This is a genomic window from Curtobacterium sp. RM9 (genome assembly GCF_054956955.1).
The window spans coordinates 3,323,309-3,339,343 of the sequence record NZ_CM143271.1 but is presented as its reverse complement, the minus strand read 5'-3'; the positions used below and the strand labels follow the sequence as shown (position 1 = coordinate 3,339,343).

19 protein-coding genes are annotated in these 16,035 nt (G+C 73.1%); 8 read left to right on the top strand and 11 right to left on the bottom strand.

Going from position 1 to position 16,035, the window contains the following annotated elements; translation table 11 throughout:
* Positions 1–51 precede the first annotated feature (51 nt).
* Both ACY3FI_RS15930 and ACY3FI_RS15925 read left to right on the top strand, forming a co-directional pair.
* Positions 52–615: a hypothetical protein gene (locus ACY3FI_RS15930; protein ID WP_462548584.1), complete on the top strand. Its 564-nt coding sequence runs from the start codon at positions 52–54 to the stop codon at positions 613–615.
* Positions 612–1,136: a DUF6611 family protein gene (locus tag ACY3FI_RS15925; RefSeq protein WP_462548583.1), complete on the top strand. Its 525-nt coding sequence runs from the start codon at positions 612–614 to the stop codon at positions 1,134–1,136. The genes ACY3FI_RS15930 and ACY3FI_RS15925 overlap by 4 nt, the downstream gene beginning before the upstream one ends.
* A 136-nt stretch (positions 1,137–1,272) precedes the next feature.
* Here ACY3FI_RS15925 and ACY3FI_RS15920 read toward each other — a convergent pair whose 3' ends face one another.
* Positions 1,273–1,983, bottom strand: a complete 711-nt coding sequence (locus ACY3FI_RS15920) for an alpha/beta fold hydrolase (protein ID WP_462548581.1) — start codon at positions 1,981–1,983, stop codon at positions 1,273–1,275.
* A 33-nt stretch (positions 1,984–2,016) separates the two neighbouring features.
* Complete coding sequence (locus tag ACY3FI_RS15915; protein WP_462548580.1) at positions 2,017–2,661, bottom strand: SDR family oxidoreductase; 645 nt, start codon at positions 2,659–2,661, stop codon at positions 2,017–2,019.
* Between the two features lie 100 nt (positions 2,662–2,761).
* Between ACY3FI_RS15915 and ACY3FI_RS15910 the strand changes: the two genes are divergently transcribed.
* The 4 genes from ACY3FI_RS15910 to ACY3FI_RS15895 all read left to right on the top strand — a co-directional run bounded on the left by ACY3FI_RS15910 (position 2,762) and on the right by ACY3FI_RS15895 (position 5,143).
* Positions 2,762–3,250 (top strand): DUF4126 family protein, encoded by a 489-nt coding sequence (locus tag ACY3FI_RS15910; RefSeq protein ID WP_462548579.1) that lies wholly within the window; start codon positions 2,762–2,764, stop codon positions 3,248–3,250.
* Positions 3,251–3,401: 151 nt separating this feature from the next.
* A complete protein-coding gene (locus tag ACY3FI_RS15905) occupies positions 3,402–4,367 on the top strand; it encodes an NAD-dependent epimerase/dehydratase family protein (protein ID WP_462548578.1) in 966 nt (321 codons plus the stop codon).
* 63 nt (positions 4,368–4,430) lie between these two features.
* Positions 4,431–4,814: a hypothetical protein gene (locus ACY3FI_RS15900; protein WP_462548577.1), complete on the top strand. Its 384-nt coding sequence runs from the start codon at positions 4,431–4,433 to the stop codon at positions 4,812–4,814.
* The gene (locus ACY3FI_RS15895) at positions 4,811–5,143 is read left to right on the top strand and encodes a helix-turn-helix domain-containing protein (RefSeq protein WP_462548576.1); all 333 of its coding nucleotides are present in this window, start codon (positions 4,811–4,813) and stop codon (positions 5,141–5,143) included. Before ACY3FI_RS15900 ends, ACY3FI_RS15895 begins: the two co-directional genes overlap by 4 nt.
* Here ACY3FI_RS15895 and ACY3FI_RS15890 read toward each other — a convergent pair.
* From ACY3FI_RS15890 to ACY3FI_RS15875, 4 genes are all read right to left on the bottom strand, one after another.
* Positions 5,140–6,366, bottom strand: a complete 1,227-nt coding sequence (locus ACY3FI_RS15890) for an MFS transporter (protein WP_462548575.1) — start codon at positions 6,364–6,366, stop codon at positions 5,140–5,142. The two genes, ACY3FI_RS15895 and ACY3FI_RS15890, sit on opposite strands and share 4 nt — an antisense overlap.
* Positions 6,363–6,569 carry a hypothetical protein gene (locus ACY3FI_RS15885; protein WP_462548574.1) on the bottom strand — a complete coding sequence of 69 codons (207 nt, stop codon included), beginning with the start codon at positions 6,567–6,569 and terminating at the stop codon, positions 6,363–6,365. Before ACY3FI_RS15885 ends, ACY3FI_RS15890 begins: the two co-directional genes overlap by 4 nt.
* Positions 6,566–7,444 (bottom strand): helix-turn-helix transcriptional regulator, encoded by an 879-nt coding sequence (locus ACY3FI_RS15880; protein WP_462548573.1) that lies wholly within the window; start codon positions 7,442–7,444, stop codon positions 6,566–6,568. The genes ACY3FI_RS15885 and ACY3FI_RS15880 overlap by 4 nt, the downstream gene beginning before the upstream one ends.
* 70 nt (positions 7,445–7,514) lie before the next feature.
* Positions 7,515–8,663, bottom strand: a complete 1,149-nt coding sequence (locus tag ACY3FI_RS15875; RefSeq protein ID WP_462548572.1) for a PQQ-dependent sugar dehydrogenase — start codon at positions 8,661–8,663, stop codon at positions 7,515–7,517.
* 109 nt (positions 8,664–8,772) lie between these two features.
* Between ACY3FI_RS15875 and ACY3FI_RS15870 the strand changes: the two genes are divergently transcribed.
* On the top strand, positions 8,773–9,174 hold the full coding sequence (locus ACY3FI_RS15870; protein WP_462548571.1) for a (R)-mandelonitrile lyase: 402 nt from the start codon (positions 8,773–8,775) through the stop codon (positions 9,172–9,174).
* Between the two features lie 64 nt (positions 9,175–9,238).
* Positions 9,239–9,904, top strand: coding sequence for an SDR family NAD(P)-dependent oxidoreductase (locus ACY3FI_RS15865; RefSeq protein WP_462548570.1), 666 nt, complete (start codon positions 9,239–9,241; stop codon positions 9,902–9,904).
* Between the two features lie 29 nt (positions 9,905–9,933).
* Here the strand turns inward: ACY3FI_RS15865 and ACY3FI_RS15860 are convergent, their stop codons facing one another.
* The 5 genes from ACY3FI_RS15860 to ACY3FI_RS15840 all read right to left on the bottom strand — a co-directional run bounded on the left by ACY3FI_RS15860 (position 9,934) and on the right by ACY3FI_RS15840 (position 15,995).
* Positions 9,934–10,704: an SGNH/GDSL hydrolase family protein gene (locus tag ACY3FI_RS15860; protein WP_462548569.1), complete on the bottom strand. Its 771-nt coding sequence runs from the start codon at positions 10,702–10,704 to the stop codon at positions 9,934–9,936.
* A gap of 110 nt (positions 10,705–10,814) precedes the next feature.
* Entirely contained in the window at positions 10,815–13,616 is a 2,802-nt protein-coding gene (locus tag ACY3FI_RS15855) for an FtsX-like permease family protein (RefSeq protein WP_462548568.1), read from the bottom strand.
* A 38-nt stretch (positions 13,617–13,654) separates the two neighbouring features.
* Complete coding sequence (locus tag ACY3FI_RS15850) at positions 13,655–14,383, bottom strand: ABC transporter ATP-binding protein (protein ID WP_462548567.1); 729 nt, start codon at positions 14,381–14,383, stop codon at positions 13,655–13,657.
* Positions 14,380–14,967, bottom strand: coding sequence for a PadR family transcriptional regulator (locus ACY3FI_RS15845; RefSeq protein ID WP_462548566.1), 588 nt, complete (start codon positions 14,965–14,967; stop codon positions 14,380–14,382). Before ACY3FI_RS15845 ends, ACY3FI_RS15850 begins: the two co-directional genes overlap by 4 nt.
* Before the next feature lie 146 nt (positions 14,968–15,113).
* Entirely contained in the window at positions 15,114–15,995 is an 882-nt protein-coding gene (locus tag ACY3FI_RS15840) for an aldo/keto reductase (protein ID WP_462548565.1), read from the bottom strand.
* Positions 15,996–16,035: the final 40 nt, after the last annotated feature.

Below are 16,035 nucleotides of genomic sequence, written 5' to 3'. Positions count from 1 at the left end.
AGTCCGTCAGGAGCCCTGGGCGCCGGTGCCGTCCGGGCGGAGCCTTCCGGTGTGACCCTGACCGCGATCCTCCCGACGCTCCGCGCCTCCCTCCCCGAACCGACGGACCCGTTCCTCTGGCCCGCGCACACCGAGACCACGACGGACGACGTCCTCGTCGCCGCCGTGTCGATGGTCCGGCTCGCTGCGCTCACGGGCACCCCGTGCGTGCACACCGCGGACCAGGCACCGCCCCGGTACCGGCCGCGTGGCTGGACCCCGCGTGCGGTGAGCGTCGCGGTCGCGTCGGTCGTGCACGTGCGGCGACCGCGACCGGACGTCGTGCTGCTCGAGCTCGACGCGGTGCTGCCCCGCTTCGCCGTGCTCGACCAGGTCCGCCTGATCGGCCGGGTGAGCACGGCGCCCGCGATGCGCGCGTACGTCGTCAGCGCGTGCGACGGGTCGACCGACGGGCCCTTCCACCGTCTGCCCGCCCCGGTGCCCTCGGACGTGCGGGTCGGTGACCTGCTCTGCTTCCCGTGCGTGGCGGCGATCCGGCACCGCGACGTCGTCGAGCCGGTCCGCGCGGAGGTCGGCCCCGCTGGTGTCGCCACCCCCGCCGTGGCGGCCCGATGAGCGTCGCGGCGGACGTCCGCACGCGGGTCGTCGACGGGCCGCACGTGTGGGGCCGGTACGCCGTGCGACCCGTCGGCCGGACGCTCTGGAGCAGCCGGACGCTCGTGGTCTGGCCACCCGGCACGTCATCCCGGGAGCGGGTGCTGCTCCGCGCGTGGGGTGCCTGGCCCTGCGTGGGTGCCCTGCTCGCGATCGGTGTCACCGCGGCGTCGGCCGACCACCCGGTGCTCGGGACGGTGTCGGCGGTCCTCGGGTACACGCTCGGGTTCGCCGTCCTCGGCCGTGCGACCCGTCGCGTCCGTCCCGGCATCCGGAGCGTCACCGTGACGACCTTCCATGGCGGTGGCCGCCCGGAGGTGCACGGCGACGCCCGGCTGCTCCGCGGGTCGCTCGAGTCGCTGACGGTGCTCGAACGGGCACTCCGCGCGGGCAGCATCCGGCCCGTGGACTTCGAGTCGGTCTGGGCCGACGTCTGGCGTGCCCTGCCCGAGGACGGTCGGGCGCCCGGGGTGGTCCGCTAGGGTCCGCGCGTGCACGCCTTCGTCGGCGGGACGGTCGTGGACACGACCGGACGCAGCCCCGAGGCGGTCGCCGTGGCGGTGACCGGCTGACGGACGGGAGGAACGGGGCGGGCCCGCCCCGCGCCTCCAGACCGCGTCAGCGCAGCAGCGCCTCGATCGCGTCGACGACCAGGTCGGGGCGCGTGATGAACGGGTGGTGCCCGGTGGGCACCTCGACGCTGCGCGTCGCCCGGGCGGCGTGGGCGCGCTGGAGCGCGACGGTGGTGCTCCGGTCCTCCAGGCAGACGACCGCGGTCGAGTCGACGCCCTCCCACCCGGCGGTCGTGGTGGGCGTGCCGAACGCCCGCGCGTCCTGGCTCGTCGTCCGCTCGAAGGCTGCCCGCTGGGTGTCGGCGTCGCCGTCCTGCAGGAACCGCGCGCCGAACGACGCGGCGTCGTAGCCGTCGAGCGCGACCCGACCGCCCTCGACCCGGACGGACACCGGGTCCGGCTCGTCCGCCATGATCGCGCCCTGCGCCAGACCGACCGCGGGTGTGTACGAGGAGATCAGCACGAGGTGCTCGACGGCCGGGTGTGCACCCGCCTCGGCGATCACCGTCCCGCCGTAGGAGTGCCCGACGAGGACCACCGACGACAGACCGTCGAGTGCGGTCCGGAGCGCAGCGGCGTCCTCGACGAGGCCGCCGCCCCCGACCGCGTCCACTTCCGCCTCGCCGCAGGAGGGCAGGGCGATGGCACGACTGTCCACGCCGGTCCGCGACCGCAGCAGTTCGGCGGTGGGACCCCACCACCAGTCGCCGTCGCGGACCAGGGCTCCGTGCACGAAGAGGACCATCGGGTTCGCCATGTCGCCGAACCTAGGCGCTCCGGCCGTTGTCCGTCAGGACGTCTGCAGGAACTCGGCGATCGGGGTGCTGCCCTCGTTGAACCGGAACGTGCGGCCGACCGTGCCGTCGTCCTCGAGCGCGTCGGCGACCACATGGGCGACGTCCCCGCGCGGCACCTGCGTCGCCGAGCCGTCCCAACCGATCGAGCCCGTGGCCTCGTCGTCCGTCAGGGTGCTCGGCGCGACGACGGTCCAGCGGAGCCCGGAGTCGCGCAGCACCGCGTCGGCGATCATCTTCGACTGCGCGTACGCGAAGAAGTCGTCGTCCTGCGGCACCCCGTGGTCGAGGACGCTCCCCGCCCAGGACACCATGACGTAGCGGTCCACACCGGCCTTCGCCGCACCCTGCACCGAGAGCACCGCGGCATCGCGGTCGATCGCCCACGTGCGGTCCACCGAACCGCCGCCCGCGCCGGCCGACCAGACGACCGCGTCGTGCCCGTGCACGAGCTCCGCGAAGTCGGTGAGGGTCTGCTGCTGGATGTCCGCGACGCGGGGCTCGCCGCCGTGCGCCCGGACCTCGTGGGACTGGTCGGCGTCGCGGATCACCGAGGTGACGCGGTGTCCGCGATCGGTGAGGATGCGGGTCGCGAGGAGTGCGACCTTGCCGTGGCCGCCGAACAGGATGATGTCGCTCATGCCGCGGACGGTACGCGCGACCGCTCCGGGCAGCCTGACCACCGACGCCTGCCGTCAGGCGGCCGGGAGTACCGTCCGCAGCGAGACGACAGGAGACCCCATGGGCAAGAACACCGAGCAGCACACCCTGGTCCGCACCCTCGTGCTGGGCATCCTCAGCGGCGGACGGAGCGCGACCCCGCTCGCGGTCCTCGCGCTGAACCACGACCGTTCCTCGCTCAAGGGCGCCTGGCAGGACTGGAAGGTGTTCAGCACGCCGCTCGGACGCGGCGCGCTCGTGGCGTCGGCGGTCGGCGAGCTCGTCGGCGACAAGCTGCCGAAGACGCCGAACCGCATCTCGCCCATGGGCCTCGTCGGACGCATCGCCTCCGGTGCGCTCGCCGGAGCGGCCCTCGGCACGACCGGCAAGCGTGACCTGCGCATCGAAGGCGCGATCCTCGGCGGGATCGGCGCGATCGTCGGCAGCTTCGTCGGCTGGGCCGCACGGAAGGCCGTCGGCGGTGCCACGCGGCTGCCGGACCCGGTCGTCGCGCTCGCCGAGGACGCCGCGACGATCGCTGGCTCGGTGAAGGCCGTCACCTCGGCCTGACGCCCCTCCGGGCAACCGGTCCTCCGCGACCGGAGCGATCGTCCGGGTGGACCGCGCGGCATGACCAGCGTGTGATCCGTCGGACGGGAGGCGCGTGGCGGAACGGCGGCGCGCCTCCTGTTCGGAGGGTCCGCGGCCTAGCGTGGCGCCCATGCACATCGTCGTCATCGGAGCCACCGGCCACATCGGCACCTTCCTCGTCCCGCGCCTCGTCCGAGCGGGCCTCGACGTCACCGTCGTGACCCGCGGGACCAGCACCCCCTACGTCGACGCTCCGGAGTGGCAGCAGGTCGAGCGCATCGTCGCCGACCGCGAGCAGGAGGACCGCGACGGCACCTTCGGACGTCGCATCGCCGACCTGCGGGCCGACGCCGTCGTCGACCTCGTCTGCTTCACGCTCGAGTCGGCCCGGTCGCTCGTGGAGGCCCTCCGCGGGACCGACACCCACCTCGTGCACTGCGGGTCGATCTGGCGTGCCGGCGTCTCGCACGTCCTGCCGATCACCGAGGCGAACGCCACGCCGCCGTTCGGCGAGTACGGCACGCAGAAGGACGCCATCGCGCGGTTCCTGATGGAGGAGACCGCCCGAGGGGGTGTCGTGACGACGTCCCTCCACCCCGGCCACATCAGCGGTCCGGGGTGGGTGCCGATCGGCCCGCTCGGCAACCTCGACACCACCGTCCTCGAACGGCTGGCCCGCGGCGAGGTCGTCGAGGTGCCCGGACTCGGTGCCGAGACGATGGCGCACGTGCACGCCGACGACGTGGCACAGGCGTTCCAGCTCGCCGTCGAGCGCCGCTCCGCGGCCGCCGGTCGCTCGTTCTTCGTCACGGCTCCGACGGCGCTCACGGTGCGCGGGTACGCCCAGCTGGTCGCGTCATGGTCCGGTCTGGAGGCGCGGCTCGAGTCCGTCTCGTGGGACCGGTTCCGCCAGACCACGGCTCCCGAGCACGCCGACGCGAGCTGGGAGCACCTGTCGCGGAGCCAGGTCTTCAGCGTCGAGGAGGCGCGTGCGGCGCTGGGGTACGAGCCGGCGTGGACGGCGGAGGCGACGGTGCGGGACGCGGTGGGGTGGCTCGTGGAGCAGGGGCGGGTGGACGTGGCGTTCGTGTCGTGAGTCGATTCTCCTTGCGGCTGGCATCAGTTGCGGCTAATATCAGTCGCAACTCATCGTGCCGGGATGGAGATCGATTGGCCACGGGAGTTCGGCGACCAACTCGACCGCTTCGAAGCGGACGGGTCCCCACGTGGACGGCAACGGCTGGAGCTGCTGACCTTCATGCTGAAGCGCCTCCGCACACTCGAAGCGCCGCCGGAGCAGGACACCGCGATGCTCAAGCGGGTTCGGCAGTCAGGTCGGTACCCGGTGTGGAGGGTGTCGCATCCGTACCGACCCGGGATCGCGTTGCGGCTGATCTGCTGGTTCCCGCCGGGCGGGCGCAGGGTGGTGGTCGCGTTGTTCTCGGGGGACAAGGCCTCGATGGGTGACGTGTTCTACGACTCGGTCGGGGTCCGTGCGGATCAGCTGATCGAGCGATGGACGAGTGAGACGGAGACGACATGAGTGCGAACGACTTCGAGCGCGGTGACGAGCGACTCGATCGGCTCCTCGGCCGACCCGGTATGGCGGACGCGGTCGGTGACCTCGAGCGCGAGGCCGACGAACTGGACCGCGTCCACGCGATGAGCCTTGCGATGGTCCGCGAGGCAGGGAAACGCACACAGGCTGAGCTCGCTCAGGAGCTCGGCATCAGCCAGGGCGCGGTGTCGCAGATGGAGCGGCGCGAGGACATGCTGCTGTCGACGCTCCGCAGTTACATCACCGCGACAGGAGCCGAGAACCCACGGATCGTCGTGACGGTGAACGGTCGTGACGTCGAACTCGCGATCTAGCGCTCGACGGGGGTGACGACGAGGCCGCGGCGGCGGTGCACGGCCCAGACCGTCAGGGCGAAGCCGACGAGCACCGCGCCCCCGACCGTCACCGCGGTCCAGCCGCCGGCGTCCCAGAGCACCGAGGCCACCGCCGACCCGATCGCCCCGCCCACGAAGTTCCCCGTCACGAACGCGGTGTTGAGTCGGCTCCGTGCCGCCGGGTCGATCGCGAAGAGCCGCGTCTGGTTGAGCACGTTCGCGGCCTGCACCCCCACGTCGAGCAGCACCACGGCGACCAGCACGACCACGATCGAGTGTGCGCCGAGACCGGCGACGACCAGTGAGACGAGCACGATCGCGAGCGCCGCTCCGGTGACCGGGACGGAGAGCCCGCGGTCGTGCAGCCGTCCGACGCGCTGCGCGGCGACCGCCCCGGCCAGTCCGGCGAGCCCGACGAGGCCGATCGCGGACGTCGACCAGCCGTACGGCTCGGCGCTGAGCAGGAACGTCAGGGACGTCCAGAACATCGTGAAGACCGCGAAGACCGACGCGCTGACGACCAGGGTCACGCGGACCGACCGGTGTGCGGCGACGGCGCGGAACACCGAGGAGATGAGCTGCGGGTACGGCACGTGGTCGCGGCGGTCGAACTGCGGGATCGACCGCCGGAGCAGGACGGCGAACACGAGGGCGGCGACCGCGGCGACGACGTAGATCGCCCGCCAGCCGAAGGCGTCGGCCACCAGCCCGCTCACCGTGCGGGACACCAGGATGCCGGTGAGCACGCCCGAGGCGATCGTCCCGACCACCCGGCCGCGGGAGGCCGGGTCGGCGAGGTCACCGGCGAGCGGGATGAGCAGCTGCCCGGCGACGGTGGTCAGGCCGACGAGCGCGAGGGCGACGAGCAGCGCCGGGAACGTCGGGGCCAGGGCCGCGCCGAGCAGCATGACGGCCGACCCGACCAGCACCGCGGGGACGAGCCGACGGCGGTCGAGGACGTCGCCGAGGGGGACCACGAGCAGGATCCCGAGCGCGTAGCCGACCTGGGTCAGGGTGACGAGCAGGCCCGCGACCGCGGAGGAGGTCCCGAGCGAGGCGGCGATGTCGTCGAGGAGCGGCTGTGACCAGTAGAGGTTGCCGACCGCGGCTCCTCCGGCGACCGCGAAGAGGAGCGTGCGGCCACGGGTCATGCCGCGGCCAGCGCCGGGTGCCGCCGTGCCCTCGCTGCCGCCGTCGCTCACGGCTGCCGCCGGAACAGGAGCGCGATCTGCCACGCACCGGGGGCGAGCCGGACGGTCGCCTCCGCGAGCACCCGCTCCTCGTGCTGCCGGTCGGTCGTCAGGTCGTGCAGGTCCCGCTCGGCCTCCCACCGGAAACGCAGGCGGTCGAGGAGCCCCTGCCGGCCTGCGGGTGTCGTCGTCGCGATCGACTCGGTGTCGCTCACGCGGGCTGCCTCGCCCGTTCGCCGATGCGCTCCGTCGCCGCCCAGGACGCCAGCATGCGCAGGGCGTCCGCCGACGGGCTGCCCGGGGTCGCCGGGTAGACCGTGAACGACAGCCCCGGGTCCTCATTGAGCTCGAGCGTCTGGAAGTGCAGCTCCAGCGGTCCGACGACGGCATGGCGGAACGCCTTGACCCCCGCGTAGTGCCGACGGACGTCGTGCGATGCCCAGAGCTCCCGGAAGTCGTCGCTCCGCATCGACAGCTCGCCGATGAGCGCCGCGAGCTGCGGATCGTGCGGGGTCCGGCCGGCCTCACGGCGGAGGATCGCCACGTTCGTGTGTGCTGCCCGCTGCCAGTCGAGGTAGAAGGTGTGCGCCTGCGGGTCGAGGAAGATGAAGCGCGAGTGGTTCAGCGGTCGGGCGTTCGACGACACGATCGCCTCGTGCAGGGCGAACCCCAGGTCGTTCGCGGCGACGATGTCCTGCCGGTTGTTGATGATCGTCGCCGGGGTCTCGGTCACGGCGTCGAGCAGGTACTGCAGCTCGGGCCGGACGGCTGCCACGGGGGTCGCCCGACCGGCGCGTCGGGGCGTCTCGTTCTGGTGTCGGGCGAGGTCGCGCAGGTGCTCGTGCTCGGCCGGGTCCAGCCGCAGCGCGCCCGCGACGGCGTCGAGCACGCTGTCCGAGACGCCCTGCAGGTTCCCGCGTTCGAGCCGGGTGTAGTAGTCGATGCTCACGCCGGCGAGCCGGGCGACCTCCTCCCGCCGGAGTCCGGTGACCCGGCGGCGCGTGCCGAAGGTCTGCACCCCGGCCTGCTCGGGGGTGATGCGCGCTCGACGACCGGAGAGGAAGTCGCGCGCTTCGTCGCGGTGGTCCATGCGCCCACGGTACGACCGGCGCGGTGTGCGCAACGAGGTGCTGTCGGAACCCCTGTCCGCGACCGGCCGGTCAGCCGCGGCGGAGGGGGACCGAGACGATGCGGTCGTCGTCGGGCCCCGGAGACCCGCGCCCGTCGGTGTTGTTCGTGACGAACCAGAGGGTGTCGTCCGGGCCCTCGAGCACGGTCCGGATGCGGCCGAAGTCGCCCGCGAAGTACTCCGTCGCGGTGCTCGGGTCGGCTACGGGGACGGCACGCACGACCTCGCCCCGCAGGTTCGCGACGAACACGGTGTCACCGACCGCGGTGATGCCGCTCGGGGACGCCTCGTCGGTCGGCCACTGCTGGACGGGGTCGACGAAGCCACGGTCCTCGCCGCCCGTGCCCTCGACCTCGGGCCAGCCGTGGTTCGCGCCGGGCTCGACGACGTTGAGCTCGTCCCAGGTGTCCTCGCCGAACTCGGCGGCGAACATCGTGCCGTCGTCCGTCCACGCCATGCCCTGCACGTTCCGGTGCCCGAGGCTCCACACCGGGGAGCCGGCGAACGGGTTGTCGTCCGGGACGTCGCCGTCGGCGGTCCAGCGCAGGATCTTGCCGGCCAGGGAGTCGCGGTCCTGTGCCTCCGACCGCCGCCCCGCGTCGCCGACGCTCACGTAGAGCATCCCGTCCGGGCCGAAGGCGATGCGCCCGCCGTTGTGGAAGCTGTTCGCCGGCAGTCCGGCGACGACGGTCGTCGGCTCCCCCAGCGACCACGACCCCGCTGTGCCGTCGAGGGGGAAGCGCTGGACGCGGTTGCCGTCGTCCGCGGTCGAGTAGACGAACAGGGCGTCGTCGTGCAGCGCCAGGCCGAGCAGGCCGCCCTCGCCACCGTGCCGCACGCCCGGCACGGTCCCGACCACGCGGGTCGAACCGTCGTCGGCGAGCTCGAGGATGCGCGCGGAGTCCCGTTCGCTGACCAGGGCGTCGCCGTCCGTCCCGGTGCGGACCACCGACCACGGTGCCTCCAGGCCGGTGACCACGTCGCTCGTGGTGCCGTCGAGCACCACCTGACCGGCCCGCGCGGTGGGCGGCGTCGCGGTCGCCGCCCTGCCGGCCGTCCGGTCCCCGTCGTCCTGACCGGCGTCGGTGCAGGCGGTGAGCAGGAGGGCGGCCACGGCGGCGAGTCCGGCGGCGGTCCAGGTCCGACGGGCTCGGCGGCGGGTGAGCGGGGTGGTGTCCACGGTGATCCTCCCGGTTCGTCCGTCGATCCCACACGTCGCGGTCGGGAAACGCCTGGGGGGTTCCGGTGTCCCCCCTCTGCACCGGCGGGACCGACCTACCGTCGGGACCATGCACATCGAACCCGAGCAGCCCACCGTGAAGAACCCCGCCGAGCAGTTCGCCGGCGACGTCTGGCTCGACGCGATCGCCGCGCCGAAGGAGGACGGACAGACGATGACCGTCGTGAAGGTGCGGTTCCTGCCCGGTGCCCGGACGGCCTGGCACGCACACGCGAAGGGGCAGACCCTCCACGTGACCGAGGGGATCGCGCGCATGGGCACGCGGGACGGAGGCGTGATCGAGGTCCGGGCGGGACAGACCGTCTCCACGCCCGCCGGCGAGGAGCACTGGCACGGCGCCGCTCCGACGTCGTACATGGAGCACCTCGCCATGCTCGACCTGGCCGACGACCCCGCCACCACGACGACCTGGCTCGAGCACGTCACCGACGAGGAGTACGCCGCCCACTGACACCGGCAGGACCACGGCCTGGTTCAGTGGGCCGGGCAACCACCACCCCACAGGAGGACCGCACATGACCACCATCGCCGTCATCGGAGCGGGCAAGGGCCTCGGCGCCGCCGTCGCGGAGCGCTTCGGCCGCGAGGGCTTCGCCGTCGCACTCGTCTCCCGCAACCAGGACCGGCTCGACAGCCTCGCCGCGTCCCTCCGCGAACAGGGCATCACGGCCGCCGGCTTCGCGGCGAACGTCCGCGACGGCGACTCCCTGCGCGCTGCGCTCGAGCGGGCGACCGAGCAGCTCGGGCCGATCGAGGTGCTGCAGTACAGCCCGCTGCCGGCGAAGGAGTACATGCGCCCGGTGCTCGAGACCACGGCCGAGGACCTCGTCGGTCCGATCGAGTTCTCGGTCTACGGCTCGGTGAACGCCGTCCGCCAGGTCCTCCCCGGGATGCGCGCCCTCGGCACCGGCACGATCCTGTTCGTGAACGGCGGCAGCGCCGTCCGTCCCGGCGCCCGGGTGACCGGCACCTCGGTGGCGTTCGCGGGCGAGAGCGCCTACGCCCAGCTGCTGCACGACGCCGTTCAGGACGAGCACGTGCACGTCGCGCAGCTCATCATCCCCTTCGGCATCGACGACGGGCAAGACGAGCACTCCGCCGCGTCGATCGCCGACCGGCTGTGGGCCCTGCACACCGAGCGCGGCGAGTTCCGCACCTACGCCGAGCCCCTGCCGGAGTAGCGGGCCGGTCGCGAGGCCGTCCGCTGCGGTCAGCGCGCGGCGGACTCGATCGCGCTGGCCAGCGCCCGAGCGATCACGACGTTCGACGCCGCCGTGCCGTGGATGCCGTCCGGGGTCGTGCCCGGCTTCCACCCGCCGTCCGGCGCGCGGAGCGCGGTGAACGGGTCGACGTACGACCAGCCGTTCTCGTCCGCTTGTTCGCGGAGTGCGCCGCTGAGCACGAGCTGGCCGGTCCGCCGGTCGGCGCCGTAGCGGCTCGTCGTCCAGTTCGCCGGGGGTCCGGCGACGACGAGGACGTGGCGTGCGTCGACCTTCGCGACGACGGCGTCGACGTCACGCAGGGTCGTGGTGAGCGGTACGGCCTGGTTCACGTCGTTCGTGCCGAGCTCGACGACGAGGACGTCGGCGTCGGGCACGGGGCCGATCTCGCGGAGCACCTGGTCCGCCCGGTAGCCACTGTGGGCGTAGCCGCCGACGGCGTGCAGGCGGTCGTCGGACTCGACGACGTGCAACCACGAGTCGGGTCGGGCGGTGATCGAGTCGCCGGCGTACGCGAAGGTCACGGCGCCCGGGAGCGGGTCGGTGCCGAGCGCCCCGGAGACCACCTGGTCGCGCACCGGCGGCCACAGTCGGGTCCGGTCGTCGGCGCGGGTCGCTGCCTGCGGCGCGCTGATCGCGACCGTGTCCGTGTCGTCGGCCGAGGCCGTGCGGGCGGAGACGGCGACGAACGAGCCGACCGCGACGAGGCACGTGGCGGTGACGATGCTCGCGATCAGTGCGAGCCGACGGGTGCGGGACACGACTCCGAGGGTGGCCTGGATCGGCGTGCGGCACCAGTCCCCAGACCTGGGGAACGGGGCCGGAGGCTGTGGGTCCTCGCGGTCGTTCCCAGCGATCGGCGCGGGCACGGTCAGTGCGCCCGACGGACCGGCAGTCGCCGCATCCGACCCGAGGTGGCCCAGGTGGCGACCGTGACGACCAGGGGCAGCCCCACCGCGAGGACCGCCAGCACCGGCCAGTCCGGAGCGAACGGCAGGTGTTGCACCCCGGCGGGGGTCGCCGTGAAGCGCAGGGTCAGCGCTCGGATCGGCAGCAGCCCGAGCAGCGTGCCGACCACCGCCCCGACGAGGGTGAGGATCGCGGCCTGCCAGGTCGAGATGCGCCGCCGCAGTCCGGGCGCCGCACCGATGGCCGCGAGGACCTCGTCGTCCCGGCGGCCGTCGACTCGGCCGAGACCGATCGCCACGGCGGTCGCACCGATCGTCACCGCGGCGGTGAGCCCGAGCGCGACGACCTGCACCGCGGTGTCGGTCGCCTGCGGGCCGTCTTCGCGCAGCACCGACGGGCCGCTCCACCGGTCGCGGTCGGCGCCGCCGGAGGCCTGCCACGCGGACGCGAGCGCGTCCCACTGCTCGGGTCCGAGGTCCGCCGCCGTCTTCGCCATCAGCATGCCGTCCACCGCGGGGACGCCGTACCGTGCGGCGGTCTCGCGCGTCATGAAGACGCCGACCTGGATCCGCGGTGTCTGCACGTCGAGCACGGCGGGCACGGTGGTGACGGCGTCGGGCCGGGTGTCGGGAGTCACACCAGGGCCGTCGATCGTCCGATCACGGTAGGTGTCGAGCTGCACCGCGCCGTCGTGGACGTACTCGGGCCAGAGCGAGACGGCCCGGCCGTCGGCGAGGGCGTCGCGGACCGTACGGGACGGCTGCTTGCCCGTCAGGACGGCGTAGTCGTCGATGGTGCCGGTCCAGATGTGCGGCATGTCCGTCGACTGCGACTGCAGGTACGGGTTGCACGTCGTCGTGTTGTTCGCCGGGCAGTCGCGCCGCACGAAGTCGTGCGGGGAGGTGACGTCGGTCGGTTCGGTACCGGGCATCTCGTTCACGACGCCGAGCACCCGGAAGGGGGTGTCGAGGACGCGGCTCACGACGGTGGCGGCGTGCGCCGTGACCTCCGCGTCGTACCCGGAGCTGGCGCCCTCGTCGTCCATCAGCGTGACGTCGGTGGTCGCGACACCGATCGCGGTCCGGTACTGCCAGTCCCGCACGGTCCCCGCACTCGCCGAGGCGCTGTAGGTGAGCAGGACCGAAGCCACGAACACGACGCTCATCACGCTGGCGAGCACCGGCACGGTCCGGACCGGGTTGCGCCGGGCGTCGCGCGCGGCCATCCGGGCGGCGGGGCCGAAGCGTCCGGCCACGCGGGCGACCAGGGCGAGCACCCACGGGGAACAGATCGCGACACCGAGCTGCACGAGGCACGGTCCGATCGCGACGCCGGCCCCGACCACGAAGGCGAGCCGGTCCTGCTGCACCGGACGGTCGTTGAGCACGAGGACGCCCATGCCGCACGCGAGGGTCATCACGGCGCCGAGCACGACGAGCGCCGGGCCCCAGACGCGCCGGCGCTTCCGGGCGGTGAGGGTGACCGTCGCGGGCCGGGTCGAGCCACGGAGTGCCGCGAGGGCGTTCACCTTCGTCGCGGCACGGGCCGCCGCGAGCGAGGCCACCACTCCGGCCAGGACCGCGGCGGCGGCGATGGACAGGATCTTCAGGGCGGGGACGTGCAAGCCGGGGAAGCGCGTCACGACGCCGTCGTCCAGCAGGTGGAACGCGACGACGCCGACACCGGTGCCGAGCAGCGCACCGAGGACGGCGCCGCAGAGGCCGAGCACGAGCCCGGACCCGACGACGACGGTGCGGACGAACCGCGGTCCGCCGCCGACGCTCGCCAGGATCGCGTACGAACGTGCGTCTGCGCGGGTGCCGACCAGGAACGCGGCGCCGGCGAGCAGCACGACCTCGAACATCGCGAACGCACCGGTGAGCGAGACGTAGGCCAGGTACCAGCCGCCGCTCCCCGACACACCTGCGCTCTGCAGCCGGTCGTCAGGCGGGTCGAGCACGACGGGTCGGGACTGCACGATGATGCCGTGCGCGTTGAGGGCCCGGATCTGGTCCCACGTCGGTGCGACGTCCGGCAGGTACACCGTCAGTTCGGTCGGCGAGGGCGATCGCCAGGACGGCGTCGGCACCCGGTCGGTCGTCGTCGTGCCCCACGGCACGAACACGCCCTGCTGGTCCGCGTCGAGCCCGAGGTCGCGGATCGTGCCGGTGATCGTGAAGCGCCGGGTCGCGGGGTCGGTCATGTCGACCGTGTCACCGATCCGCAGGCCGAGGCGTTCGAGGGTGGCCGGCGCGAGCATCAGCTCGTCGCGGTCCGTCGGGGCGGTGCCGTCGACGACGTGCCAGCGCCCCTCCAGGGCCGGGGCCCAGGTGCTGCCCTCGGTCGCGACGAGGCCGACCGGTCCGTGACGTCCCGCGAGCACCACCTGCGTCGGCGCCACCGGGATGGACACGGCGCCCCGCGGGACGAACCGCAGCGGGTCCGGGTACTCGCCCTCCTCCCCGGCCTTGCCGGCGGAGCTGTTCGGTCCGGTCTCGGTGGCCTGCCACTCGACCGGGTCCTGGCGGAGCCCGACCGCGTCCGGACCGGCAGCACGCATCTGCGCGGCAGCGCGCCCGAGGTCGTAGTGCAGTGACTCGGTCTGGGTGGCCTCCGTCGACTGGAACAGCACCGACACCCCGACGAAGCCCGCCGTGGGGATCCCGATGAGCGCGACGACGAGCGCGGCCCGGCCGACCTTGGCGAACGCGAGTCGGCGTCCGGTGCGCAGCGCGGTGCGGAACGCGAACGGGGTCCGTGTCACGGGTCGGCGACCGTCGCGGGGGCGACGACGCCCGTCGGTCACGAGCCGGTCCGGTCGGCGAGGGCCGACTCGACGCCCGCGTACACGGTCTCGTCGACGACCCGGCCGTCGCGCAGGAAGACGATGCGGTCCGCCCATGCCGCATGCCGCGCGTCGTGTGTGACCAGCAGGGCACCGGCGCCCTGGTCCACGTGTCGACGGAGCATGCGCAGGACGACCTCGCCGGTCTGCGAGTCGAGTGCACCGGTCGGTTCGTCCGCGAGCACCAGTCGACGCTCGCCGACGACACCGCGGGCGATGGCCACCCGCTGCTGCTGACCGCCGGACAGGTCGTCGGGGAAGGCATCGGCGCGGTGTCCGAGTTCGACGTCCTCGAGCGCGTGCTCGGCGGCGCGTCGGGCCCGGCTCGGCTTCCACCCGTCGAGTTCCAACGGGAGCGCGACGTTCTCGACCGCGGTGAGCGAGGGGATGAGGTTGAAGTCCTGGAACACGAAGCCGACGAGACGTCGTCGGAGTGCCGAGAGGTCCTTCGCGGGACGGTCGGAGACGAACGCGCCGTCGATCACGACCTCGCCGCTGGTCGGCGGGAGCAGGGTGCCGGCACACGCCAGGAGCGTCGACTTGCCCGATCCCGAGGTCCCCATCACGGCGACCATCTCGCCACGGGCGACGCGCAGGTCGACACCGGCCAGGGCGGTCACGGCCTTGGCACCCGTGCCGTACTGCACGCTCACGGCGTCGAGTTCGAGGAGCGGAGCGGCGGTCACCGGGCACTCCGCGCGGTCGTGTCGACAGTCTCGGCGGCGCCCGAGGCGGACCCGGCAGCGGGGGCGGCGACCGGGACGTACCGTGCGACGCTCGTCTCGACGTGGTCGAGCCAGCGCACCTCGGCCTCGGCCTGGAACAGCATCGACTCGAGCACGAGCGACCACGCCAGGTCGACAGCCGGGTCGGTCGCGCGCTTGAGCCGGGTCAGGTCCTGCAGGTTCCGCACGGCGGCGGCGCGCTGCACCTGGACGAGGTGCGTCACGTCGACGCCCGGCACGGTCACCGCCAGGGCGAACTTGATCGCGAGCTCGTCGCGTCCGCGCTTCGCCGGCACCGGCTCCGAGAACCAGCGTGCGACGGCCTCGTGGCCCGCGTCGGTCGCCGTGTAGACGACGTGTCCGTCGTCGTCGGCGTCGCCGCGAGCCACCAGCCCGTCGCGTTCGAGGCGGTCGAGCGTCGTGTAGACCTGGCCGATGTTCAGCGGCCAGCTCCCCCCGGTCCGGTGCTCGAACTCCCCCCGGAGCTGGTACCCGTAGCCGGGTCCTCCCACCAGCAGCGCGAGTACGCCCATCCGTACGCTCATGTCGGCCTCCCCCACCTGTGTCCGTCTCGGACATACCGAGTATGCACATACGCGGTATGGAGGGGCAAGTCACGAATCCATCACACGAGGGACGGGAGGCGCGGTGCGAGCCCGCACCGCGCCTCCCGTCCCTGGGGTGTCCGGGTCTACTTCCCCAGGCCGGACAGCTCCTCGAACTCCTCGTCCGTCAGTTCGACGGTCGCACCCGCGAGGTTGTCCTCGAGGTGGTCGACGCTCGACGTGCCCGGGATGGGCAGCATCACGGGCGAGCGCTTCAGCAGCCAGGCGAGGGCCAGCTGCGCCGGCGTCGCGCCCTTGCGCTGGGCGATCTCGGTGAGCGGCGAGTCCTCGCCGGTCAGGCCGCCGGTCGCGAGCGGGAACCACGGGATGAAGCCGATCCCCTGCTCCTCGGACCAGTCGAGGAGCTCTTCCGCGTCACGCTTCTGCAGGTTGTAGAGGTTCTGAACGGTGACGATCGTGGCGATCTCCTGCGCGGCCTTCACGTCGTCGACGGAGACCTCGGACAGGCCGATGTGCCGGATCTTGCCCTCGTCCTGCAGCTTCTTGAGCTCGCCGATCTGGTCCTCGAGCGGGACCTTCGGGTCGAGGCGGTGCAGCTGGAACAGGTCGATGCGCTCGAGGCCGAGGCGGCGGAGGCTCATCTCGGCCTCCTGGCGCAGGTACTCCGGGCGGCCGACCGGCGGCCACTCGTTCGGACCGGTGCGGGTGAGCCCGGCCTTGGTCGCGATGACGACGTCGTCGCCGTACGGGTGCAGCGCTTCCTTGAGGAGGTCCTCGGCGACGTAGGGGCCGTAGGAGTCGGCGGTGTCGAAGAAGTCGACGCCGAGCTCGACCGCGCGCTTGAGGACGCGGACGGCCTCGTCGTGGTCCTTCGGCGGACCCCAGACGCCGGGTCCGGTGAGCTGCATGGTGCCGTAGCCGAGACGGTGGACCTCGAGGTCGCCGCCGATGCGGAACGTGCCGGAGGCAGCGGCGGGACGGTTGGTGGTGTCGGTACCGGTGGTCATGACCCCGGTCTACGCCCGCCGGGGTGGCTGCGCCCTGAGC